The sequence below is a fragment of the Agrococcus sp. GCM10030265 genome (assembly GCF_042666675.1).
Classification (GTDB): domain Bacteria; phylum Actinomycetota; class Actinomycetes; order Actinomycetales; family Microbacteriaceae; genus Agrococcus.
Map to the genome: position 1 here is coordinate 385,336 of NZ_JBHTCZ010000002.1, position 23,616 is coordinate 408,951.

At 71.2% G+C, this 23,616-nt stretch carries 20 protein-coding genes; 14 read left to right on the plus strand and 6 right to left on the minus strand.

Going from position 1 to position 23,616, the window contains the following annotated elements:
• Positions 1-53 precede the first annotated feature (53 nt).
• From coaE to ACFQPP_RS06000, 4 genes are all read left to right on the plus strand, one after another.
• A complete protein-coding gene (coaE, locus tag ACFQPP_RS05985) occupies positions 54-656 on the plus strand; it encodes a dephospho-CoA kinase (protein ID WP_376915635.1) in 603 nt (200 codons plus the stop codon).
• Positions 650-2,122, plus strand: coding sequence for a serine hydrolase domain-containing protein (locus ACFQPP_RS05990; RefSeq protein WP_376915636.1), 1,473 nt, complete (start codon positions 650-652; stop codon positions 2,120-2,122). Before coaE ends, ACFQPP_RS05990 begins: the two co-directional genes overlap by 7 nt.
• Positions 2,123-2,132: 10 nt before the next feature.
• Entirely contained in the window at positions 2,133-4,184 is a 2,052-nt protein-coding gene (gene uvrB, locus ACFQPP_RS05995; protein WP_376915637.1) for an excinuclease ABC subunit UvrB, read from the plus strand.
• Positions 4,185-4,276: 92 nt separating this feature from the next.
• Entirely contained in the window at positions 4,277-4,855 is a 579-nt protein-coding gene (locus ACFQPP_RS06000; RefSeq protein WP_376915638.1) for a Dps family protein, read from the plus strand.
• 76 nt (positions 4,856-4,931) lie between these two features.
• Here ACFQPP_RS06000 and ACFQPP_RS06005 read toward each other — a convergent pair whose 3' ends face one another.
• Positions 4,932-6,338: an Ig-like domain-containing protein gene (locus tag ACFQPP_RS06005; protein WP_376915640.1), complete on the minus strand. Its 1,407-nt coding sequence runs from the start codon at positions 6,336-6,338 to the stop codon at positions 4,932-4,934.
• Positions 6,339-6,550: 212 nt separating this feature from the next.
• Between ACFQPP_RS06005 and uvrA the strand changes: the two genes are divergently transcribed.
• The 10 genes from uvrA to ACFQPP_RS06055 all read left to right on the plus strand — a co-directional run bounded on the left by uvrA (position 6,551) and on the right by ACFQPP_RS06055 (position 17,622).
• The gene (uvrA, locus tag ACFQPP_RS06010) at positions 6,551-9,427 is read left to right on the plus strand and encodes an excinuclease ABC subunit UvrA (protein WP_376916764.1); all 2,877 of its coding nucleotides are present in this window, start codon (positions 6,551-6,553) and stop codon (positions 9,425-9,427) included.
• Positions 9,428-11,320, plus strand: a complete 1,893-nt coding sequence (gene uvrC, locus ACFQPP_RS06015; RefSeq protein ID WP_376915642.1) for an excinuclease ABC subunit UvrC — start codon at positions 9,428-9,430, stop codon at positions 11,318-11,320.
• Positions 11,317-12,177 (plus strand): RNase adapter RapZ, encoded by an 861-nt coding sequence (rapZ, locus tag ACFQPP_RS06020; protein WP_376915643.1) that lies wholly within the window; start codon positions 11,317-11,319, stop codon positions 12,175-12,177. Before uvrC ends, rapZ begins: the two co-directional genes overlap by 4 nt.
• Position 12,178: 1 nt before the next feature.
• The gene (whiA, locus tag ACFQPP_RS06025) at positions 12,179-13,144 is read left to right on the plus strand and encodes a DNA-binding protein WhiA (RefSeq protein WP_376915644.1); all 966 of its coding nucleotides are present in this window, start codon (positions 12,179-12,181) and stop codon (positions 13,142-13,144) included.
• A gap of 93 nt (positions 13,145-13,237) precedes the next feature.
• Positions 13,238-13,861 carry a superoxide dismutase gene (locus tag ACFQPP_RS06030; protein WP_376915645.1) on the plus strand — a complete coding sequence of 208 codons (624 nt, stop codon included), beginning with the start codon at positions 13,238-13,240 and terminating at the stop codon, positions 13,859-13,861.
• A 77-nt stretch (positions 13,862-13,938) separates the two neighbouring features.
• Positions 13,939-14,946 (plus strand): type I glyceraldehyde-3-phosphate dehydrogenase, encoded by a 1,008-nt coding sequence (gene gap / locus ACFQPP_RS06035; RefSeq protein ID WP_376915646.1) that lies wholly within the window; start codon positions 13,939-13,941, stop codon positions 14,944-14,946.
• Entirely contained in the window at positions 14,946-16,157 is a 1,212-nt protein-coding gene (locus ACFQPP_RS06040) for a phosphoglycerate kinase (RefSeq protein ID WP_376915647.1), read from the plus strand. Before gap ends, ACFQPP_RS06040 begins: the two co-directional genes overlap by 1 nt.
• A complete protein-coding gene (tpiA, locus tag ACFQPP_RS06045; protein ID WP_376915648.1) occupies positions 16,151-16,933 on the plus strand; it encodes a triose-phosphate isomerase in 783 nt (260 codons plus the stop codon). The genes ACFQPP_RS06040 and tpiA overlap by 7 nt, the downstream gene beginning before the upstream one ends.
• 78 nt (positions 16,934-17,011) lie before the next feature.
• On the plus strand, positions 17,012-17,263 hold the full coding sequence (gene secG, locus ACFQPP_RS06050; protein WP_376915649.1) for a preprotein translocase subunit SecG: 252 nt from the start codon (positions 17,012-17,014) through the stop codon (positions 17,261-17,263).
• Complete coding sequence (locus tag ACFQPP_RS06055; RefSeq protein ID WP_376915650.1) at positions 17,263-17,622, plus strand: RNA polymerase-binding protein RbpA; 360 nt, start codon at positions 17,263-17,265, stop codon at positions 17,620-17,622. The genes secG and ACFQPP_RS06055 overlap by 1 nt, the downstream gene beginning before the upstream one ends.
• A gap of 67 nt (positions 17,623-17,689) precedes the next feature.
• Here ACFQPP_RS06055 and pgl read toward each other — a convergent pair whose 3' ends face one another.
• The 5 genes from pgl to tal are packed head-to-tail and all read right to left on the minus strand — an operon-like array spanning position 17,690 to position 23,613.
• Positions 17,690-18,409 carry a 6-phosphogluconolactonase gene (gene pgl, locus ACFQPP_RS06060; RefSeq protein ID WP_376915651.1) on the minus strand — a complete coding sequence of 240 codons (720 nt, stop codon included), beginning with the start codon at positions 18,407-18,409 and terminating at the stop codon, positions 17,690-17,692.
• Positions 18,406-19,383, minus strand: a complete 978-nt coding sequence (locus ACFQPP_RS06065) for a glucose-6-phosphate dehydrogenase assembly protein OpcA (protein ID WP_376915652.1) — start codon at positions 19,381-19,383, stop codon at positions 18,406-18,408. Before ACFQPP_RS06065 ends, pgl begins: the two co-directional genes overlap by 4 nt.
• Entirely contained in the window at positions 19,380-20,915 is a 1,536-nt protein-coding gene (gene zwf / locus ACFQPP_RS06070; protein ID WP_376915653.1) for a glucose-6-phosphate dehydrogenase, read from the minus strand. The genes ACFQPP_RS06065 and zwf overlap by 4 nt, the downstream gene beginning before the upstream one ends.
• Positions 20,912-22,501, minus strand: a complete 1,590-nt coding sequence (locus tag ACFQPP_RS06075; protein WP_376915654.1) for a glucose-6-phosphate isomerase — start codon at positions 22,499-22,501, stop codon at positions 20,912-20,914. Before ACFQPP_RS06075 ends, zwf begins: the two co-directional genes overlap by 4 nt.
• Positions 22,498-23,613, minus strand: a complete 1,116-nt coding sequence (gene tal / locus ACFQPP_RS06080) for a transaldolase (RefSeq protein ID WP_376915655.1) — start codon at positions 23,611-23,613, stop codon at positions 22,498-22,500. Before tal ends, ACFQPP_RS06075 begins: the two co-directional genes overlap by 4 nt.
• Positions 23,614-23,616: the final 3 nt, after the last annotated feature.

A 23,616-nucleotide genomic window follows, 5' to 3' on the forward strand; every position in this document is an offset into this window, starting at 1 on the left:
CTCGGCGCCGATGGTAGCCCCGCGTCCCCGCGCCGACCTGGGATGATGGGTCGATGCGTCTCATCGGCCTCACCGGCGGCATCGCAGCCGGCAAGTCCACCGTCGCCGCGCGCCTCGCGGAGCGCGGCGCCGTCGTGCTCGACGCCGACCGCGTCGCGAGGGAGGTCGTCGAGCCCGGCGAGCCCGCCCTCGACGCGATCGTCGAGCGCTTCGGTGCCCACGTCGTCGTCGACGGCGCGCTCGATCGGCCCGCACTCGGGGCCATCGTCTTCGCCGACCCCGAGGCGAGACGCGATCTCGAGCGCATCACGCATCCGGCGATCCAGGCGCGCGTCGCCGAGCGGATCGCGGTGCACGCCGACGACGCCGATGCGGTCGTCGTCTACGACGTGCCGTTGCTCGTGGAGGCTCGCGTGCCGCACGACTTCGACGCGGTGGTCGTCGCGCACGCCCCAGCCGAGCTGCGCATCCGACGGCTCGTCGAGCTGCGCGGCGTCGCGCAGGAGGAGGCCGAGCGGCGCGTGCGCTCGCAGGCAACCGACGAGGAGCGGCTCGCGGTCGCGGACGTCGTGGTCGACACCTCGGGGACGATGGAGCACACGATCGCGCAGACCGACGCGCTCTGGTCGGCGATCGAGGAGGGGACGGCATGGTGAAGGAGTCCGACGCGTCGGTCGCGGCGCGCAGCGCGCTCGACTACCTCGTGAGCTGGATCGAGTACCGCGTCTGGCGCAGCAGGGTGCCCGGGGCGCAGGTCGCGGTCTGGTTCGGCGGCGGCCTGCGCATGTCGAAGGCGTTCGGCGTCGCCGACGTCACGACGGGGGAGCGGCTGACGGCGACGCATCAGTTCCGCGTCGCGAGCCACTCCAAGATGCTCGCCGCGACCGTCGTGCTGCAGCTCGTCGAGCAGGGCAGGCTGCGGCTCGACGACCTGGCGAGCGAGCACGTGCCGCAGCTGGTCGGCACGGGTGCCGAGCACGTGACGGTGCGCGAGCTGCTCAGCCACGGCTCCGGCATCACGCGCGACTCCGCCGACACCACGTTCTGGTCGCTGCAGCGGCCGTTCCCCGACGCGGCCGAGCTCGACGCGATCCTCGCCGAGCCGCTCGACGTGCTGCCGAGCGCGACGACGTTCAAGTACTCGAACATCGGCTTCGGCATCCTCGGCCTCGTCGTCGAGGCGGTGACGGGGCATCGCTACGAGGATGCGCTGCGCGAGTCGGTCGTGAAGCCCCTCGGGCTCTCGCGCACGGTGCCGGACGTCGACGCGCGCAAGAGCGCGCGACTCGTCGCCTCGCACTCGGGCATCCACACGTCGATGCAGCGCACGGTCCTCGAGAGCCCGACGTCCGGCTCGCTCGCCGCCGCGACGGGCCTGACGTCGACGGCGGCCGAGCTCGTGCGATTCGCCGCCGCCCACTTCCTCGGCTCGGGCGAGCTCCTCGACGATCGGTCGAAGCGGCGCATGGCGCAGCAGCAGTGGTCGACGGTCGAGCGCGACGGGGTCCCGGCCGGCTACGGGCTCGGCATGCAGCTGCGCGAGATCGCCGGGCGCACGTGGCTCGGCCACGGCGGCGGGTGGCCGGGGCAGATCACGCGCACCCTCTTCGAGCCGCGGCTCGGCATCGCGGTGAGCGTGCTGACGAACGCGATCGACGGGCCTGCCGCCGAGATCGCGGAGGGCATCGTCGAGATCCTGATGGCGACGCAGCGGCGCGACACCGGCGGGCTGGCCATGTCGTCGGGGCACGAGGTCGCCGAGCACGGGTCGGCGTCGATGGAGCCGGTGCGCGGAGCGCGTCGCGTCGACCTCATGCGCTTCACGGGGAGGTTCCAGAGCCCGTGGCAGCTGCTCGACGTCGTGCGCCTGGGCGACGCCCTCTACGCGATCCCGCCAGGGGCGCCTGCACCCATGGCGGCTGCCCAGCGGCTCACGGTGCTCGACGAGGCCACGCTGCGCGCGGACGACGCGGGGGGCTACGGGTCGGTGGGCGAGCCCATCCGCTACGAGTTCGACGCCCGAGGATCCGTGCGGCGCATCACGGGCGGCTGGCGCCTCGAGCCGGCACGATCGCTCGAGGCGTACCGCCAGGATGCGGGCGGCGTCGGAGGTCGCTCGTAGGCTCGAGGGCATGGAACCCACACGCGCCGTCCGGCCGTTCGAGGTCATCTCCGAGTACCAGCCCTCCGGCGACCAGCCGAAGGCGATCGCCGAGCTCGCGGCGGCGGTGAACCGAGGCGAGACCGACATCGTGCTGCTCGGCGCGACCGGCACGGGCAAGTCCGCGACGACCGCGTGGCTCGTCGAGCAGGTGCAGCGGCCCACCCTCGTGCTCGCGCACAACAAGACGCTCGCCGCGCAGCTCGCGAACGAGTTCCGCGAGCTGCTGCCGAACAACGCCGTCGAGTACTTCGTCTCGTACTACGACTACTACCAGCCCGAGGCCTACGTGCCGCAGACCGACACCTTCATCGAGAAGGACTCGTCGCTGAACGCCGAGGTCGAGCGCCTGCGCCACTCGGCCACGAACGCCCTGCTGTCCCGCCGCGACGTCGTCGTGGTGTCGACGGTCTCGTGCATCTACGGCCTCGGCTCGCCCGCCGAGTACCTCGAGGCGATGATCGCGCTGCAGGTGGGCATGCGCATCGATCGGCAGGAGCTGCTGCGCCGGTTCGTGAGCATGCAGTACCAGCGCAACGACGTCGCGTTCCAGCGCGGCACGTTCCGAGTGCGCGGCGACACGATCGAGATCATCCCGATGTACGAGGAGCACGCGATCCGCATCGAGCTCTTCGGCGACGAGATCGAGTCGCTCTCGACGCTGCACCCGCTCACGGGCGAGGTCATCCGCAGGCTCGACGCCGTCTCGGTCTTCCCGGGCAGCCACTACGTCTCGGGCACCGAGCGCATGCACCGCGCCATGGAGCGCATCCGTGCCGAGCTCGACGACCGGCTCGCCGAGCTCGAGCGGCAGGGCAGGCTGCTCGAGGCGCAGCGCCTGCGCATGCGCACGACGTTCGACCTCGAGATGATGGAGCAGATCGGCTTCTGCTCGGGCATCGAGAACTACTCCCGGCACATCGACGGGCGCGAGGCGGGCGAGGCGCCGGACTGCCTGCTCGACTACTTCCCGGAGGACTTCCTCGTCGTCATCGACGAGAGCCACGTCACCGTGCCGCAGATCGGCGCGATGTACGAGGGCGACGCGAGCCGCAAGCGCACCCTCGTCGAGCACGGCTTCCGCCTGCCGTCGGCGCTCGACAACCGACCGCTGAAGTTCGACGAGTTCCTCGATCGCGTCGGCCAGACCGTGTACCTGTCCGCGACGCCGGCGCGCTACGAGCGCGAGCGCGCCGACACGATCGTCGAGCAGATCATCCGTCCCACGGGCCTCGTCGATCCCAAGCTCGTCGTCAAGCCCGTCGAGGGCCAGATCGACGATCTCCTCGAGGAGATCCGGGTCCGCGCCGAGCGCGACGAGCGCGTGCTCGTCACGACGCTCACGAAGCGCATGGCCGAGGAGCTCACCGAGTACCTCACCGACGCGGGGGTGCGCGTGCGCTACCTCCACTCCGACGTCGACACCCTCAGGCGCGTCGAGCTGCTCACGCAGCTGCGCGCCGGCGTGTTCGACGTGCTCGTCGGCATCAACCTGCTGCGCGAGGGCCTCGACCTGCCGGAGGTGTCGCTCGTGGCGATCCTCGACGCCGACAAGGAGGGCTTCCTGCGCTCGTCGACGTCGCTCATCCAGACGATCGGTCGCGCGGCGCGCAACGTCTCCGGCGAGGTGCACATGTACGCCTCGACCATCACCGACTCCATGCGCATGGCGATGGACGAGACCGAGCGTCGCCGAGAGATCCAGCAGGCGTACAACGCCGAGCGCGGCATCGACCCGCAGCCGTTGCGCAAGCGCATCGGCGACATCACGGCGATGCTCGCTCGCGAGGAGGCCGACACGGCCGAGCTGCTCTCCGGCACGAGGCGCGGCGCCCCGACGCCGCGGCTCGCGAACGACCGCTCGGCGCTCGACGGCCCCGCGCAGCTCGAGCAGATCATCGCCGATCTCTCGGCGCAGATGTCGGAGGCGGCGGGCGAGCTCAAGTTCGAGCTCGCGGCACGCATCCGCGACGAGCTGCACGACCTGAAGCGCGACCTGCGCCAGCTGCGCGAGGCCAGCTGAGGCGAGTGCCGGGCGACGCCGTTCGTCAAGGCCGCGCGGAAGAGGGCGCCCTCTGGTTGCGTTGGATGCGACGAGAGAGAAGGAGCACATCCATGACGAAGGTCACCAGCTCGAAGCTCGACGAGGCCGCCTACACGGTCCCCGGGCTCTCGCTCAGCGAGGGTCACGAGGCCGCTCGCATCCTGCAGGAGCGGCTGCACGCCCTCAACGACCTGCAGCTCACGCTGAAGCACGCCCATTGGAACGTCGTGGGTCCGCAGTTCATCGCGGTGCACGAGATGCTCGACCCGCAGATCGAGCTCGTGCGCGGCTGGGTCGACGACCTGGCCGAGCGCATCGCGACGCTCGGGCTCGCCCCGAACGGCCTGCCCGGCGCCATCGTGGCCGAGCGCACGTGGGATGACTACTCGGTGCACCGCGCGCCGACGCAGGCGCACATCGCGGCGCTCAACCTCGTGTACGACGGCATCATCGGCGACTACCGCACCGCGCAGGCACGGCTCTCCGAGATCGACGCGATGTCCGAGGACATCGCCGTCGAGCAGATCCGTGGTCTCGAGCAGTTCCAGTGGTTCCTGCGGGCGCACCTCGAGGACGCCTCGGGCACGATCGCAGCCGAGTCCGGCACCACCGAGATCGAGGCGGCGGAGGCGGCCGAGGCCGCGTCCTGACGCGTCGCACTCCATCGCACGACGAGACCCGGCTGCCGCGAGGCAGCCGGGTCTCGTCGTGGTCCGCGGCGTGGGCTCAGCCGAGGCGGCGACGACCGAGCAGCCAGGCGCCGAGCACGGTCAGCAGCGTCGCGACCGCGATGCCGATGGCGCCGAGCGCGGGCGTGCCGGTCTCCGGCAGTCGCGACGGCAGGAGCGAGGATGCGTCGCCGGGCCCGGCACCGTCGTTCCCGCCGGCCGTCGGTCCCTGCTCCACGGTCACGGCGATGACCGCCGCGCCGGGCTGCCCGCCCGCGGTCACGATGTGGTAGGTCATGAGCGCTCGTCCGACGAAGCCCTCGCTGGGCGTGAAGCGCACCTGCCCGTCGACGATCTCGGCGGTGCCCTGGGCGTCGTCCGCCTGGACCGACACGATGCTCGGCGTCCCGCCCGACGGGTCCTCGTCGTTCGCGAGCGCGTCGACGGTGACGGCCGTGCCGTACGGGGTCGACACGTGGTCGTCGCGCATGGTCGGGGAGGGGGAGTAGACCTCGATGGCACCGAATCCGACGAAGCGCCCGCCCTGCGGGGTCGCTGCGACGTAGCGGAAGCCCAGCACCCCCACGAAGCCGGGGGCGGGGGTGAAGACGAGCACGTCGTCCGCCGCGTCGGCCGGGGTGCCGCCGTCGTCGAGGTCGAGTCGGCCGTACGTGAGCTCGTCGACGCCGAACGAGTCGTAGGAGAGCGTCCGCCCGAGCGGATCGACGTCGTTGCCGAGCGCGTCGACGACGACCGGCACGCCGATGGGCGTGCGGACGACGTCGTACTCGAGCACGGGGTCGGGGCCGCCGACCGTGACCGCGACGACGGCCGTGGCGGTGGTGCCTCGAGCGTCGGTCACCTCGTACGTCACGGACGCGAGGCCGACGAACGTCGTGGCCGGCGAGAAGACCACCACGTCGTCGGAGGGGTCCGCGGTGCCGGCGTCGTCGACCACGACCCGCCCCTGCTCGGGCGCGACCGAGGTCGCGGTGATGGCGAGCGCGTCGCCGTTCGGGTCGGCGTCGTTCGCGAGCACGTCGATCGCGATGGGCTCCGTCGCGGTCACGGCCTCGTCGTCGCCGAGCACGGGCGCGGCGTTCGTGATCGTGACGCGCACGGTCGCGTCCGCGGTCCCGCCCTCGGCATCGGTCGCGGTGTACGCGAAGACGGCGTCGCCGTAGAACGTCGAGGGGTAGGTGAGCTCGAGCGTCGACCCGACGATCGCGACGCTGCCGACGGCGGGCTGCGTCACCGCGGCGACGGCGACGGCGTCGAGGTCGTTCTCGAGCACCGCGATCGCGACGACGCCGCTCGGGTCGGCAGCCTGCGTGAGGGCGTCGTCGGCGACGGTCGCGGCATGCGCGACGGTCGCGCCACCGGCGACGAGCGCGACGCTCGCGGTCGCGGTCGCGAGCGATGCGGCGAGCAGGCGGGTCGCGCGCCGGCGGTGCGGATGGATCATCGGGTGTCCTCTCGAGCACGGGGAGTCGTCCACGCGGTCCTCCGCGCGAGCATTGAGCACATCGTCCCGCGGCACGACGTCGCAAGCCTGGACGCCGGTCGTGCATGTGCTGCGAGGCCGTCGGCGCGGGCACGGCTCGCGCGCGTGCGCTCGGCGCGAACCCGGCGATCCGTGTCGGTGGTCGGTCGTAGGCTCGTCAGGTGACCCTCGACATCGCCTCCCACCGCGCCGTCGCGTCCTCGCTCGACCCGGACGCGCCGCAGCTGAGCGTCAAGGGCGCACGCGTCCACAACCTCAAGGACGTCGACCTCGCGATCCCGCGCGACGCGCTCGTGGTGTTCACCGGGCTCTCGGGATCCGGCAAGTCGTCGCTCGCGTTCGACACGATCTTCGCCGAGGGGCAGCGGCGCTACGTCGAGTCCCTCTCCGCGTACGCGCGTCAGTTCCTCGGGCAGGTCGATCGCCCCGACGTCGACTTCATCGAGGGTCTCAGCCCCGCCGTCTCGATCGACCAGAAGTCGACGAACCGCAACCCGCGCTCCACCGTCGGCACCATCACCGAGGTGTACGACTACATGCGCCTGCTCTGGGCGCGCATCGGCATCCCCCACTGCGCGGTCTGCGGCGAGCGCATCCAACGGCAGACGGTGCAGCAGATCGCCGACGAGCTCATGGAGCTCCCCGAGCGCACCCGCTACCAGCTGCTCGCGCCCGTGGTGCAGCAGAAGAAGGGCGAGTTCGCCGACCTCATCCGCAACCTCGTCGCCACCGGCTACTCGCGCGCCGTCATCGACGGCGAGGTCGTGCAGCTCGCCGAGGCGCCCGCGCTGAAGAAGCAGGTCAAGCACGACATCGCGGTCGTCGTCGACCGCCTCGTGTCGGGCCCCGACATCCTCACGCGCCTCACCGATTCGCTCGAGACGGCGCTGCGCCTCGCCGACGGCCTCGTGACCATCGACTTCGTCGACGACGACTCCGACGCCGGCACTCGGACGTTCAGCGAGCGGCTCTCCTGCCCGAACCGCCACCCCGTCACGCTCACCGAGATCGAGCCGCGCACGTTCTCCTTCAACGCGCCCTTCGGCTCCTGCAAGACCTGCGACGGCCTCGGCACGAAGATGGCCGTCGACGAGGAGCTCGTGCTCGGCGACCCCGCGCTGTCGATCGCCGAGGGCGTGCTGCTGCCGTGGACGCAGACGGGCAAGGGGCTCTACACCTACTTCGAGCGGCTGATGAAGGGCCTCGCGAAGGAGCTCGACTTCTCGCTCGACACCCCGTGGGGCGAGCTCGGCGACGACGTGCGCGAGGTGGTGCTGCGCGGCACCGAGGGCAACGTCACCGTCAAGTGGCGCAACCGATACGGCCGCACGCTCTCGTACAACTCGGGCTACGAGGGTCTGATGCCCTACGTGCACCGCAAGTTCATGGAGGCCGACAGCGACTGGTCGCGCTCGAAGCACGGCGAGTACCTGCGTGAGGTGCCATGCCCCGACTGCGGTGGCGCCCGCCTCATGCCCGAGGTGCTCTCGGTGCTCGTGCACGGCCACTCGATCTCGTCGGTGACCGACATGAGCCTCGCCGATGCGTCAGAGTTCATGGACACGCTCGACCTCACGCAGCGCGAGGCGAAGATCGCCGCGGCGGTGCTGCGCGAGATCCGAGCGCGCCTGTCGTTCCTCATCCAGGTCGGCCTGCAGTACCTGTCGCTCGCGCGCGCCGCGGGCACCCTCTCCGGTGGCGAGGCCCAGCGCATCCGACTCGCGACGCAGATCGGCTCCGGGCTCACGGGCGTGCTGTACGTGCTCGACGAGCCCTCCATCGGCCTGCACCAGCGCGACAACCGTCGGCTCATCGAGTCGCTCGTCAACCTTCGCGACCTCGGCAACACCCTCATCGTCGTCGAGCACGACGAGGACACGATCCGCACCGCCGACTGGATCGTCGACGTCGGTCCGCGCGCCGGCGAGCACGGCGGCGAGATCGTGCACTCGGGCACCTACGACGAGCTGCTCGCGAACCCCGCATCCATCACGGGCGACTTCCTCGCGGGCCGCGAGGCGATCGCCGTGCCCGCGAGGCGTCGGCCCGTCGACCCCGATCGCATGCTGCGCATCGAGGGAGCCCGCGCCAACAACCTGCAGGGCATCGACGTCGACGTGCCGCTCGGCCTCTTCGTCGCCGTCACGGGCGTCTCGGGATCCGGCAAGTCGTCGCTCATCAACGACATCCTCTACAAGGTGCTCGCCAACGGCCTCAACGGGGCGAAGCAGGTCCCGGCGCGGCACCGCCGCGTCACCGGGCTGCACCACCTCGACAAGGTCGTGCACGTCGACCAGGCTCCCATCGGCCGCACGCCGCGCTCCAACCCCGCCACGTACACGGGCGTCTTCGACAAGATCCGCGTGCTGTTCTCCGAGACGACCGAGGCGAAGACGCGCGGCTACCTGCCCGGGCGCTTCTCGTTCAACGTCAAGGGCGGCCGCTGCGAGCACTGCCAGGGCGACGGCACCATCAAGATCGAGATGAACTTCCTGCCCGACGTCTACGTCGCGTGCGAGGTCTGCGAGGGCGCGCGCTACAACCGCGACACGCTGTCGGTGCACTACAAGGGAAAGTCGATCGCCGAGGTGCTCGACATGCCCATCGAGGAGGCCGCCGACTTCTTCGAGGCGATCTCGTCGATCCACCGGTACCTCAAGACGCTCGTCGACGTCGGCCTGGGCTACGTGCGCCTCGGGCAGTCGGCGACGACCCTCTCGGGTGGCGAGGCGCAGCGCGTCAAGCTCGCCACCGAGCTGCAGAAGCGCTCGAACGGGCGCTCGATCTACGTGCTCGACGAGCCGACGACGGGTCTGCACTTCGAGGACGTCCGCAAGCTGCTCGCCGTGCTCGAGAGCCTCGTCGAGAAGGGCAACACCGTGCTGACGATCGAGCACTCGCTCGACGTCATCAAGTCGGCCGACTGGCTCATCGACCTCGGCCCGGAGGGCGGCTCGGGCGGTGGCACGCTCGTCGGCCAGGGCACGCCCGAGCACCTCGCGACGATCGAGGCGAGCCACACGGGCAGGTTCCTGGCAGAGATCCTCTAGATGGCAGACACCGTCCCGTACAAGCCGCGGCCGGGCGAGATCCCCACCCGGCCCGGCGTGTACCGGTTCCGCGACGAGCACGAGCGCGTGCTGTACGTCGGCAAGGCGAAGAACCTCCGGCAGCGCCTGTCGAACTACTTCCAGCCGCTGCGGTCGCTGCACGAGCGCACGAGGCGCATGGTGCTGTCGGCTGCGCGCGTCGAGTGGACGATCGTGGGCTCCGAGCTCGAGGCGCTCGAGCTCGAGTACACCTGGATCAAGGAGTACGAGCCTCCCTTCAACGTCCAGTTCCGCGACGACAAGTCGTACCCGTACCTCGCGGTCACGTTCGGCGACGAGGTGCCGCGCGCGATGGTCACCCGCAACCACGACATCCGCGGCGCCCGCTACTTCGGGCCGTACGCGAAGACGTGGGCGATCCGCGAGACGCTCGACGTGCTGCTGAAGGCCTTCCCGATGCGCACGTGCTCGCAGGCCGTGTACCGCAAGGCCGAGCGCTCGAACCGGCCGTGCCTGCTCGGCGACATCGGCAAGTGCTCGGCACCGTGCGTCGCACGGGTCTCGAAGCCCGAGCACCGCGAGATCGCCGAGTCGCTCGCCGACTTCATGGGCGGTGGCGACCAGCGCGTCGTCGATGACGTGCGGCAGCGGATGCAGCGGGCGAGCGCCCGCGAGGAGTTCGAGCGGGCCGCGAGCCTCCGCGACCAGATGCTCGCCCTCGAGAACGTGCTGTCGAAGACGTCGGTCGTGCTCTCCGACGGCATCGACGCCGACGTGTTCGGCTACGTGCAGGACGAGCTCTCGGCTGCGGTGCACCTCTTCGCGGTGCGCGGCGGCCGCATCCGCGGCACGCGCTCGTGGGTCGTCGACACCGAGCTCGACATGACGCCAGCCGAGCTGTCGAGCCAGATGCTCCGCGTCGCGTACCAGTCCGACGACCCGCCGCCGCGCGACGTGCTCGTGCCGACCCTGCCCGAGAGCGCCGTCGAGGTCGAGGCGTGGCTCGCCGAGCGGCGCGAGGCGCACGGCCTTCGCGGCGCCGTGCACCTGCGCGTGCCGCAGCGCGGCGATCGCAAGCAGCTCGCCGACTCGGCGACGGCGAACGCCGCGCACGCGCTGCAGGTCGCGAAGACCCGCCGCACGAGCGACTACGGCGCGCGGTCGTCGGCGCTCGCCGACCTGCAGGAGGCGATCGGCACCGACGAGGCGCCGCTGCGCATCGAGTGCTTCGACGTCTCGCACCTCGGCGGCACGGGCATCGTCGCGTCGATGGTCGTCTTCGAGGACGGCCTGCCGCGCAAGGACCAGTACCGCAAGTTCAAGATCGCCCAGGCGGCCGACGACACCGACGCCATGCACCAGGTGCTCACGCGCAGGCTGCGCTACCTCGTCGATGGCGACCCCGAGGAGGGCGAGGGGCGCAGCCGCTTCGCGTACCCGCCGCAGCTCCTGCTCGTCGACGGCGGTCAGCCGCAGGTCGCCGCCGCCGCCCGCGCCGTGCGCGAGGCCGGCCTGTCGATCGCGATCGCCGGCATCGCGAAGCGCCTCGAGGAGCTCTGGCTGCCCGGCGACGACCATCCGGTGATCCTGCCGCGCACGAGCGAGGCCCTGTACCTCGTGCAGCGCCTCCGCGACGAGGCGCACCGGTTCGCGATCACGTTCCAGCGCCAGCAGCGCTCGAGCGCGATCCAGAGCGAGCTGTCGGCGATCCCAGGGCTCGGCGAGGAGCGGGTGCGCAGGCTGCTCAAGCACTTCGGCTCCGCCAAGCGCGTGCGAGCGGCGACGCCCGAGCAGATCGCGGAGGTCAAGGGCATCGGCCCGAGGCTCGCGGAGCACGTCTTCGCCTCGCTGAGAACCGATACGGTTGACGACGAAGGACGAGGGGGATCGTGACTGCGCGCGAGGTGCTCATCATCACCGGGATGTCCGGTGCTGGTCGCTCCACCGTCGCGAACGCACTCGAGGATCTCGGCTACTACGTCGTCGACAACCTGCCCCCGGCCATGCTGCGTCAGCTCGTCGACCTCGTGCCCGCGGCGTCCGAGCAGCTGCAGCGGCTCGCGATCGTCGTCGACGTGCGCGGAGGCGTGCTGTTCGACGACGCGATGCGCCTCATCGAGACGCTGCGCACCGAGACCCCGATCGCGGTCGTGTACCTCGAGGCGAGCGACCAGACGCTCGTGCGCCGCTTCGAGGCCGTGCGTCGGCCGCACCCGCTGCAGGGCGACGGCACGATCCTCGACGGCATCCGCACCGAGCGCGTTCGCCTGTCGGGCATCCGCGACGTCGCCGACGTGCTGCTCGACACGAGCGACATCAACGTGCACGAGCTCACGAACCGCGTCCGCGATCGCTTCTCCGGCGAGCGCGAGGACGAGGTGCGGCTGACGGTGCTCTCCTTCGGGTTCAAGTACGGCACCCCGCCGGACGCCGATCTCATCGCCGACATGCGCTTCCTGCCGAATCCGTTCTGGCAGCCGGAGCTCAAGGCGCACACGGGCCTCGACGAGGCGGTCCGCGACTACGTGCTCGCGCAGCAGGGGGCGGCGGAGTTCGCCGACGCCTACCTCGCCATGCTCGAGCCGGTGCTCGCGGGGTATGCCCGCGAGAACAAGCGATACGCCGTGCTCGGCATCGGCTGCACGGGCGGCAAGCACCGCTCCGTCGCGATGTCCGAGCATCTGGCCGCACGGCTCGCCCAGCAGGGCGTGTCCGTGACGGTCCAGCACCGAGACCTGGGAAGGGAGTGACGTGACCCTGACGCACGACGTCAAGGAGGAGCTCGCGCGCGTGCGCGTGCAGCGACCGCAGGCGCGGGCAGCGGAGGTGGCCTCGCTGCTGCGGTTCTCGGGCGGGCTCCACGTCATCTCCGGCCGCGTCGCGGTCGAGAGCGAGGTCGAGTCCGCGGCGATCGCACGCCGACTGGGTCGCGACCTGCTCGACCTCTACGGGGTGCGCGCCGAGATCGCGGTGATCTCCGGAGGCTCGCGGCAGCGCGCGTACCTCGTCCGCGTGGTCGCGCAGGGCGAGACGCTCGCGCGGCAGACGGGCCTCCTCGACGCGCGCCGGCGACCGGTGCGCGGCCTGCCGAACCGGCTCACGACGGGCTCGCTCGAGGACCTCGCGGCCATCTGGCGCGGGGCGTTCCTCGCCACCGGCTCGCTGACCGATCCCGGCCGCTCCGCCGCGCTCGAGATCGCATCCCCTGGCAACGAGGCGGCGATGGCGATCGTCGGCGCCGCGCAACGCCTCGGCGTGCCCGCGAAGTCGCGCGAGGTGCGCGGCGTGCACCGGGTGGTCGTGCGCGACACCGAGCCGATCTCGCGACTCCTCGGCGCGATGGGAGCGACCGAGACGGTCGAGTCGTGGATGCAGCTGCGGCAGCAGCGCGAGGTGCGTGCGAACGCGAACCGGCTCGTGAACTTCGACGACGCGAACCTGCGGCGCAGCGCCCAGGCAGCCGTCGCCGCATGCGCGCGCGTCGAGCGCGCGCTCGAGATCCTCGGCGACGAGGTGCCGGAGCACCTCGCGTACGCGGGTCGCCTGCGCCTCGACCACCGCGACGCGTCGCTCGACGACCTCGGCCGTCGAGCCGATCCGCCGATGACGAAGGATGCCGTCGCAGGCCGCATCCGCCGTCTGCTCGCGCTGGCCGACAAGACCGCGGAGGATCAGGGCATCCCGGACACCGAGGCGAGCGTCCCCGAGCTCGACTGAGAGGCCTGCAACCCCGTGGGTGGGAACATCCCGCCGACTAGGATCGCTGTACGAGACGTACGCGAAGCCATCGTTCGATCGAAGGAGACACGCATGACCGTCTACACCCTGCCCGAGCTGCCGTACGACTACGCAGCGCTCGAGCCGCACATCAGCGCCAAGATCATGGAGCTGCACCACGACAAGCACCACAAGACGTACGTCGACGGTGCCAACACGGCGCTCGAGCAGCTCGCCGCAGCGCGCGACGCCGGCGAGTTCGGTGCGATCACGAAGCTCGAGAAGGACCTCGCGTTCCACCTCGGCGGCCACACGAACCACACCATCTTCTGGAACAACCTGTCGGGCGACGGCGGCGGCGAGCCCGAGGGCGAGCTGGCGGCGGCGATCGCCGAGTTCTTCGGCGACCACGCCAAGTTCCAGTCGCACTTCTCGGCGAACGCCACGGCCATCCAGGGCTCCGGCTGGTCGGTGCTCGCGTGGGACTCGATCGCCGAGCGACTCAACATCTTCCAGCTGTTCGACCAGCAGGGCAACGTCCCGGTCGGCACGCAGCCCATCCTCATGCTCGACATGTGGGAGCACGCGTTCTACCTCGACTACCTCAACGTGAAGGCCGACTACGTCAAGGCGTTCTGGAACATCGTGAACTGGCAGGACGCGCAGGCGCGCTTCGAGGCCGCCCGCACGAAGACCCAGGGCCTCATCACCCTCTGAACCACCCCCGCGGGAGGCTCGAGAACGAGAGAGCCCGAGCCTCCCGCATCACCCCACCCCACCACCAGGGAGCAGGAATGACCACGAAGGTTGGCATCAACGGCTTCGGCCGCATCGGTCGCAACTTCCTCCGCGCGGCGCTCGAGCAGGGCGCCGACATCGAGATCGTCGGCGTGAACGACCTCACCGACAACGCCACGCTCGCCCACCTCCTCAAGTACGACTCCGTCGGCGGCGTCCTCGACGTCCCCGTCCACAGCGACGGCTCGTCGATCACGGTCGGCGACCAGACGTTCCGCGCGCTCGCCGAGCGCGACCCGAAGGCCCTGCCGTGGGGCGACCTCGGCGCCGACGTCGTCATCGAGTCGACGGGCATCTTCACGAAGACCGCCGCCGCGGCCCAGCACATCGAGGCCGGCGCGAAGAAGGTCATCATCTCGGCGCCCGCCTCGGACCCGGCTCCCACGTTCGTCATGGGCATCAACGAGGGCGACTACGACCCCGAGAACGACCACGTCATCTCGAACGCGTCGTGCACGACGAACTGCCTCGCGCCGCTCGCCGGCGTGTTCCACCAGGCGTTCGGCATCGAGCGCGGCTTCATGATGACGGCCCACGCGTACACGGCCGACCAGAACCTGCAGGACGGCCCGCACAAGGATCTCCGTCGTGCGCGCGGCGCCGCGATCAACATCGTGCCCACGTCGACGGGTGCCGCGAAGGCCATCGGCCTCGTGCTGCCCGAGCTGAACGGTCGCCTCGACGGCTCGTCGTACCGCGTGCCCGTGCCGACGGGCTCGATCGTCGATCTGACGCTCGTGACGCGCGACGGCCTCACGGTCGACGAGATCAACGACGCCTACCGCGCAGCCGCCGAGTCGGGCCCGCTCTCGTCGGTCCTGCAGTACTCGGACGAGCCGCTCGTCTCGAGCGACATCCAGGGCAACCCGCACTCGTCGATCTTCGACTCGGGCCTGACGTCGGTCATCGGCAACCTCGTGAAGGTCTCGGCCTGGTACGACAACGAGTGGGGCTACTCGAACCGTCTCGTCGACCTGACGAGCTACGTGGGCGCGAAGCTCTGATGCCGGTCCGGACGCTCGAGTCCCTCGGCGACCTCGCGGGCCGCACCGTCCTGGTGCGGTGCGATCTCAACGTGCCGCTGAAGGATGGCGTCATCGGCGACGAGGGCCGCATCGCCGCCTCCGTCCCGACGCTGCGCCACCTGCTGGAGGCGGGTGCGAAGGTCGTGGCGATGTCGCACCTCGGGCGTCCGGACGGCGCACCCGACGCGGCGTACTCGCTCGCGCCCGTCGCCGAGCGGCTCGGCGAGCTGCTGGGCACCGACGTCGCGTTCGCGACCGACACCGTGGGGGAGGACGCCAGCGCGAAGCGCTCGGCCCTCGTCGACGGCGGCATCGTGCTGCTCGAGAACCTCCGGTTCGACGCGCGCGAGACGAGCAAGGACGCCGGCGAGCGCGAGGCGTTCGCCGCGCAGCTCGTCGAGGGTGCCGACGCGTTCGTGTCGGATGGCTTCGGGGTCGTGCACCGCAAGCAGGCGAGCGTGTACGAGGTCGCGAGCCTCGTGCCGAGCGCCGCCGGTCTGCTCGTCGCCGCGGAGCTCGACGTGCTCTCGCGACTCACCGACTCGCCCGAGCACCCGTACATCGTGGTGCTCGGCGGCTCGAAGGTGTCCGACAAGCTCGGCGTCATCGAGCACCTGCTGCCTCGCGTCGACCAGGTGCTCGTCGGCGGCGGCATGCTCTTCACGTTCCTCGCGGCGAACGGCCACGGCGTCGGCAAGAGCCTGCTCGAGGCCGACCAGCTCGAGACGGTGCGGGGCTACCTGCATCAGGCCGAGGCGTCCGGCGTCGAGATCGTGCTGCCCACCGACGTCGTCGTGGCCGAGGCGTTCGACGCCGACGCCGCGCACGAGACGGTCGCCGCCGACGCCATCGAGTCGAGCGCGTTCGGCGCCGACGGCATCGGCCTCGACATCGGACCGGACACGGCGAAGGACTTCGCCGCGCGCATCGCGGGCTCGCGGACGGTCTTCTGGAACGGGCCCATGGGCGTGTTCGAGATGGAGGCGTTCGCGGCCGGCACGAAGGCCGTCGCGCAGGCGCTCACCGAGGTCGACGGCCTCGGCGTGGTCGGTGGCGGCGACTCCGCAGCCGCCGTGCGCAGGCTCGGCTTCGCCGACGCCGACTTCGACCACATCTCGACCGGTGGCGGTGCGAGCCTCGAGTTCCTCGAGGGCAAGCGGCTGCCAGGACTGGAGGCACTCGGATGGTGACCCGTACCCCGCTCATCGCAGGCAACTGGAAGATGAACCTCGACCACCTGGATGCGATCCGGGTGGTGCAGAAGCTCGCATGGACCCTGCAGGACGCCAAGCACGACGTGAAGGACGCCGAGGTCGCGGTCTTCCCGCCGTTCACCGACCTGCGCAGCGTGCAGTCGCTCGTCGCAGCCGAGCGCTTCGACATCGCGTACGGCGGCCAGGACGTCTCGGAGCACGACTCCGGTGCCTACACCGGTGAGGTCAGCCCCGTGTTCCTCGCCCGCCTCGACTGCGCCTACGTCATCGTGGGGCACTCCGAGCGTCGCCAGATCCACGGCGAGAGCGACGAGCTCATCGGGCGCAAGTCGGCAGCGGCGCTGCGTCATGGCGTGACGCCGGTCATCTGCATCGGCGAGACCGCCGACGACCTCGAGCAGCACGGCGCCGCCGCGGTGCCCGTGCAGCAGATCCGCACGATCCTCGAGGGCCTGCCCGCCGGCGACATCGTCGTGGCGTACGAGCCCGTGTGGGCCATCGGCTCCGGGCAGGCGGCGACCGCCGAGCAGGCGCAGGAGGTGTGCGCCGCGATCCGCGCCGCGATCGCCGACGTGCGCGGGGCCGAGGCGGCCGAGGCGACGCGCATCCTCTACGGCGGATCCGTGAAGTCGGCGAACATCGCGGGCTTCATGCGGCAGCCCGACGTCGATGGTGCGCTCGTGGGCGGTGCGAGCCTCGATCCGGTCGAGTTCGCCGCCATCAGCCGCTTCACGCACCACGTCGGCACGTGACGTTCGCCGCGGCGCCGGGGGGGACCTCGGCGCTGCGGTAGACTGATCGATCGACCAGACTTCCCACGAGAGGTGAACGTGGAGATCCTCCAGATCATCATGCAGGTGATCCTCGGCATCACGTCGGTGCTGCTGACGCTGCTCATCCTGCTGCACAAGGGCCGCGGCGGTGGCCTGTCCGACATGTTCGGAGGCGGCATCTCGTCGTCGATGGGCTCGTCGGGCGTCGCCGAGCGCAACCTGAACATCCTGACGGTCGTCTTCGTGCTGACGTGGATCACGTCGATCACGGTGCTCGGCGTCATCACCCGCTTCAACGGAGCCGGCTGATGGCCTCCGGCGGCAGCGCCATCCGCGGCTCGCGCGTCGGCGCGGGCCCCATGGGCGAGCAGGACCGTGGCTTCCACGCCGAGCGCGTCGCGATCTCCTACTGGGATGCGGCGGGCAACGAGACGGTGCGGTACTTCGCAGCCGATCTCCCTGAGGACGAGATCCCCGAGGTGATCGACTCGCCGTCGACGGGTCTGCCCGCCGGCCGCGACAAGGACGCACCTCCGCAGGTCTCGAAGGCCGAGCCGTACAAGACGCACCTCGCGTACGTGAAGGAGCGCCGCACGCCCGAGGAGGCGGAGCAGCTGCTCGAGGAGGCGCTGCAGAAGCTTCGCGCCCGCCGCGGTCAGGCCTCCTGACCGAGGCGCCACGCAGACGCTCGAAGGCCCCGCATCCATCGGATGCGGGGCCTTCGAGCGTCTGCGCTCAGCCGAGCATGCCGTCGGGCAGCAGCGAGGTCGCGGAGCGGTCGACGAGGTAGCGGGTCTCGATCGTGCCGTGCACGCCCGCAGCGGGCACCTCGTGCCGATCGGCGGTCGACATCGCGAGGGCGAGGGCCGACGCCTTGTCGTCGCCGGCGACCACGAGCCACACGCGCGCCGCGCGGTTGAGCGAGCCGAAGGTGAGGCTCAGTCGCTCGGGCGGCGGCTTGGGGGAGTGGCGCACGGCGATGACGCCCGTCTCCTCGACGTCGGTGCCGTCGTAGCCGGGGAACAGCGACGCGACGTGCGCGTCGGGGCCCATGCCGAGCAGCACGAGGTCGAGCGCACGATCGCCGAGGTCCGACGTCGCTGCCGCTGCCGCCGCGTCGAGGTCGAGTCCTGCGTCGGACGCCGGCATCTCGTGCACGTTCGACGAGGGGATGTCGACGTGGTCGAGCAGCGCCTCACGTGCCTGCAGGGCGTTCCGCTCGCCGTCGGTCGCCGGCACGAAGCGCTCGTCGCCCCACCAGCAGTGCACGCGCGACCAGTCGAGCGAGCGGCCGCGCAGGGCTCCCAGCAGCTCGATCCCCACCGATCCGCCCGTGAGCGCGACGTGGCACTCGCCGCGCTCGGCGAGCACGGCGTCGACCGTCGTGACGAACCGATCGGCCGTCTCGGCGACGAGTGCCGCACGATCCGCGTGGACCACGAGCTCACGGCTCATCGTGCGCCTCCCTCGGGTGCGGGCACGCTCGTGCCTGCCGTGCCCCACGACCGGATGGCCTCAAGCACCTGGTGGTACATCTCGTCGGGGTCGAGCCTGCGCAGCTCCTCCGCGAGCTGGTCGCGCAGCTGCCGATGCGACAGCGCGACCTCGTGGTCGGGCTGGCCGGGGATCTGCAGCAGACCCGTCGACGGTCGGATGCGCGTGAGCGTCGCGTCGCCGGAGGCGCGCGTCAGCGTGACCGACGACAGACCGCTCGAGCCGAGCGGGCCGTCGGCGCGCGACGACACGGCGACCTCGACGCCGAGCCGCAGCCGCAGCCACGACGCCATGAGGTGCACCGACGGGCTGCGGAGCGCGCCCGAGACCCGCGCGTGCAGCACGGGCTCGTACGGCGGCTGGTCGAGCACGGCGGCGAGCTGGGCGCGCCAGTTCGTGATGCGCGTCCATGCGAGGTCGGTGTCGCCGGGCTCGTAGCCCTCGGCGAGGCCGCGCAGCACCGACCGCGGATCCTCCTGCCGCGCGGAGTCGGTGATGCGGCGCTGCGCGAGCGCGCCGAGCTGCGCGGACGCGGGATGCTCGGGCATGCGGTCGGGCCACCAGGCGACGACGGGCGCATCGGGCAGCAGGAGGCCCTGCACGACGCCGATGAGGTGCGCGCCGACCTCGCCGTAGCACTGGAGCAGGACGACCTCGCTCGCGCCCGCGTCGCCGCCGACGCGGATCTCCGCATCGAGGCGCGGCTCCTCGGTCGCGGCGATCTCGTCGATCGACCGCGACACCACGAGCACGCGCATGGGGTGCTCGCGGCTCGCCTCGTTGGCGGCCGCGATCGCGTCCTCCTCCTCGCCGAGGTGGGTGTGGATGACGAGCGTGAGGACGCGGCCGAGCGCCAGCACGCCGCCCTCCTCGCGGATCTCGACGAGTCGGCGCTGGATCGCGCTCGTCGTCGTGCCCTCGAGCGTGACGATCATGGGCGCCTCCAATGCCGGTCGGTGCGCCGCAGCATGGCGTCGGCGCTCGCAGGGCCCCACGAGCCCGGTGCGTACTGCTCGAGCGGACCGCCTGCGGCAGCCCAGTGCTCCTCGACGGGGTCGAGGATCGCCCACGACAGCTCGACCTCGCGCGCCTGGGGGAAGAGGGGCGGATCGCCGAGCAGCACGTCGAGGATGAGGCGCTCGTAGGCCTCGGGCGACTCCTCGGTGAACGCGTGGCCGTAGCCGAAGTCCATCGTGACGTCACGCACGTGCATGCCGGGGCCAGGCACCTTCGAGCCGAAGCGCATCGAGGTGCCCTCGTCGGGCTGCACGCGGATGACGAGCGCGTTCTGGCCCATCGACTGCGTGGCGGTCTCGGGGAAGAGGTACTGCGAGGCGCGCTTGAACACGATCGCGATCTCGGTGACGCGGCGGCCGAGGCGCTTGCCTGCCCGCAGGTAGAAGGGCACGCCAGACCAGCGGCGGTTGTCGACCTCGAGGGTGATGGCCGCGTACGTCTCGGTGCCGGAGTCGGGCGCCATGCCGTCCTCGTCGAGGAAGCCCGTCACCTGCTCGCCGCCCTGCCATCCGCCCGCGTACTGACCGCGGGCGGTCGACGCGTCGAGGTCGCCGGGGATCCGTGCGGCCGAGAGCACCTTCTCCTTCTCGGTGCGCAGGTCGACGGCGTCGAACGACACCGGCTCCTCCATCGCCGTGAGGGCGAAGAGCTGCAGCAGGTGGTTCTGGATGACGTCGCGTGCGGCGCCGATGCCGTCGTAGTAGCCGGCGCGACCGCCGACGCCGATGTCCTCGGCCATCGTGATCTGCACGTGGTCGATGTAGTTGGCGTTCCAGATCGGCTCCCACAGGTTGTTGGCGAACCTGAGGGCCAGGATGTTCTGGACCGTCTCCTTGCCGAGGTAGTGGTCGATGCGGAAGACGCTGTCCGGCGGGAACACCGAGTCGACGACGGCCGCGAGGTCCTTCGCGGAGGCGAGGTCGTGCCCGAAGGGCTTCTCGATGACCACGCGGCGCCACGACTCGTCGCTCGTGGCGACGCCCGACCGCTTCAGCTGCTGCGTCACGACGGGGAACTGCCCGGGCGGGATCGACAGGTAGAAGGCGTAGTTGCCCATCGTGCCGCGCGCCTCGTCGAGCTCGCGCAGCGTGTCGGCGAGCCGGTCGAACGCCTCGTCGTCGTCGAAGTCGCCGCGCACGAATCGGAGGCCCTCGGCGAGCTGCGCGAAGACGTCCTCGCGGAAGGGCGTGCGCGCGTGGCGGCGCACCGCCTCCTCGACGACCCCTCGGAAGGCCTCGTCGCTCCAGTCGCGTCGGCCGTAGCCGACGAGCGAGAAGCCGGGAGGCAGCAGCCCGCGGTTCGCGAGGTCGTAGATCGCCGGCAGCAGCTTCTTCTGCGCGAGGTCGCCCGTGACGCCGAAGAGCACGAGCGCGTTCGGCTCGGGGATGCGCGTCAGGCGCATGTCCGAGGCGTCGCGCAGCGGGTTCGACCAGCTCGCCGAGGCGCTCATGCGGCGGCTGCGGCGGCCAGGCGGCGGTACCCGTCGTCGAGGTCGGTCAGCGTCAGGGTGAGCACGGGCCGGTCGTGGCCTGCGAGCACCGCGGCGTCGCCGCCGGCCTGCGCCTGGAGCAGCTGGCCGAACGAGAACGGTCGCTCCGGGATCTCGAGGTCCTCGGCGGGCGTGCCGAGGATCTGCAGGAAGACGCCGGAGGGCTTGCCGCCCTTGTGGAACTGACCGGTCGAGTGCAGGAAGCGCGGACCCCACCCGAACGTCACGGGGCGCTGCACGCGCGCCGCGAGGATGTCGCGCAGGGTCGCGAAGCGCTCCTCGCCGAGGCGATCGAGGTACGTGTGCACCGCGAGGTAGCCGTCGGCGGGCACTGCAGCCAGCAGCGCGTCGAGGGAGGACTCGAGCGTGTCGCCCGTGACGGAGCCGCGCAGCTCGATCGAGCCGTCGACGACGGATGCGGGCGCCGGGGGAGCGAGATCCTCGAGGAGGCCGCGGGCGGCGTCCTTCGCGGACTCGACGTCGGGCTGGTCGAACGGGTCGATGCCGAGCAGGCGGCCGGCGACGGCCGTCGCGAACTCCCACACGAGCAGCTGGGCGCCGAGCGTGCCTGCGACCTCGACCTCGCCTGCCGCGACGTCGCGGGCCTCGTCGCGCGAGCCGACGACGCGGATGACCTGCAGGTCCGCGAGCCCCTCGGAGAGCTCGGGGGCGTCGACGTCGAGCACGACGGGCAGCACGCCCGTGCCCTGCTTGCCCGTCGACTCGGCGATGAGCTGCTCGGCCCAGTCGGCGAAGCCCACGATGTGCGTGCCGTCGGCGACGATCCCGACGTAGTCCTTGAGCGGCTTCGTGCCCGCGAGCACGGCACCGAGCTGCAGGCCCGGGTTCGACTCCGCGTCCTCGGAGACGAGCGGCAGTGCCGCCTCGGCCTCGTCGAGCAGCTCGGCCACGTCGACGCCGGCGAGCGCCGACGGCACGATGCCGAACGCGGTGAGCGCCGAGTAGCGGCCGCCGACGTTGGGGTCGGCGTTGAAGACGCGGAAGCCGGCCTCGCGAGCCGACCGGTCGAGCGGGCTGCCCGGGTCGGTGACGACGATGATGCGCTCGGTCGGGTCGATGCCCGCGTCGCGGTACCACTGCTCGAACACGCGCTTGGCGGAGTCGGTCTCGAGCGTCGAGCCCGACTTCGAGGACACGACGATCGCGGTGCGCGCGAGCTCGTCGCGCAGCGCCGTGAGCACCTGGCCGGGCTCGGTCGAGTCGAGCACCGTGAGGTGCACGCCGAAGGTGCGCGTGATGACCTCGGGGGCGAGCGACGAGCCGCCCATGCCCGCGAGCGCGAAGCGGTCGACGCCCTTCGCGGCGAGGTCGGCCTTGAGCTCGAGCACGTCGTCGACGATGCCGCGCGTGTTCGAGGCCGCGTCGATCCAGCCGAGGCGCTTCGACGCCTCGGCCTCGGCGGCCTCGCCCCACAGGGTCGAGTCCTTCGCTGCGATGCGGCCCGCGATGCCGTCGGCGACGAGCTGCGGCACGACGCGGTCGATGGCGTCCTGCGCGGCGCCGGTCGCGTGGAGGATGAAGGTCATCGGTCGCCTCCCGCCTGCGCGAGCTGGCCGCGCACGGTCTCGACGAGCTCGTCCCACGAGGCGATGAACTTGTCGACGCCCTCGCGCTCGAGCAGGTCGGTCACCTCGACGTACGACACGCCCTGCGCCTCGACGGCGTCGAGCACGCCCTGAGCGGCCTCGACGTTCGCCGAGATCTCGTCGCCCGTGACGACGCCGTGGTCGGCGAGCGCCTCGAGGGTCTTCTCCGGCATGGTGTTGACGGTCTCGGGCGCGGCGAGCTCGGTGACGTAGAGCGTGTCGGGCAGCGACGGGTCCTTGACGCCCGTCGAGGCCCACAGCGGACGCTGCGAGTTGGCGCCGGCCGCGAGCAGCGTCTGCGCGCGCTCGGAGGAGAACGCCTCCTGCCACACGCCGTAGGCGAGGCGCGCGTTCGCGATGCCAGCCTTCGACTTCAGCGCCGTCGCCTCCTCGGTGCCGACGGCGTCGAGGCGCTTGTCGATCTCGGTGTCGACGCGCGACACGAAGAACGACGCCACGGAGTGGATGGTCGACAGGTCGAGGCCCGCCTGCTGTGCGCGCTCGAGGCCCGTGAGGTAGGCGTTGATGACGTCGCGGTAGCGGTCGAGCGAGAAGATGAGCGTGACGTTGACGCTGATGCCGGCGCCGATGGTGGCGGCGATGGCCTCGAGCCCCTCCTTCGTGGCGGGGATCTTGATGAGCACGTTCTCGCGATCGACGCGCTCGTGCAGCGCCTTCGCCTCGTCGACGGTGCCCGCGGTGTCGAAGGCGAGGCCGGGGGAGACCTCGATCGAGACGCGGCCGTCGATGCCGCTCGTGGCGGCGTAGATCGGCTGGAAGATGTCGCAGGCAGCCGCGACGTCCTCGGTCGTGAGGGTGCGGATGACCTCGTGGACGTCTGCGCCGTTCGCCTTGAGCTCGGACAGCCGCGACTCGTAGCGCTCGCCGTTGGCGAGCGCCGAGGCGAAGATCGACGGGTTCGTCGTGACGCCGACGACGTCGCGCGTCTCGATGAGCTCCTGCAGGTTGCCGGTCTCGATGCGCTCGCGCGACAGGTCGTCGAGCCAGATGCTGACGCCGACGTCGCTGAGGGCCTTCGTGGAATCGGTCATGGG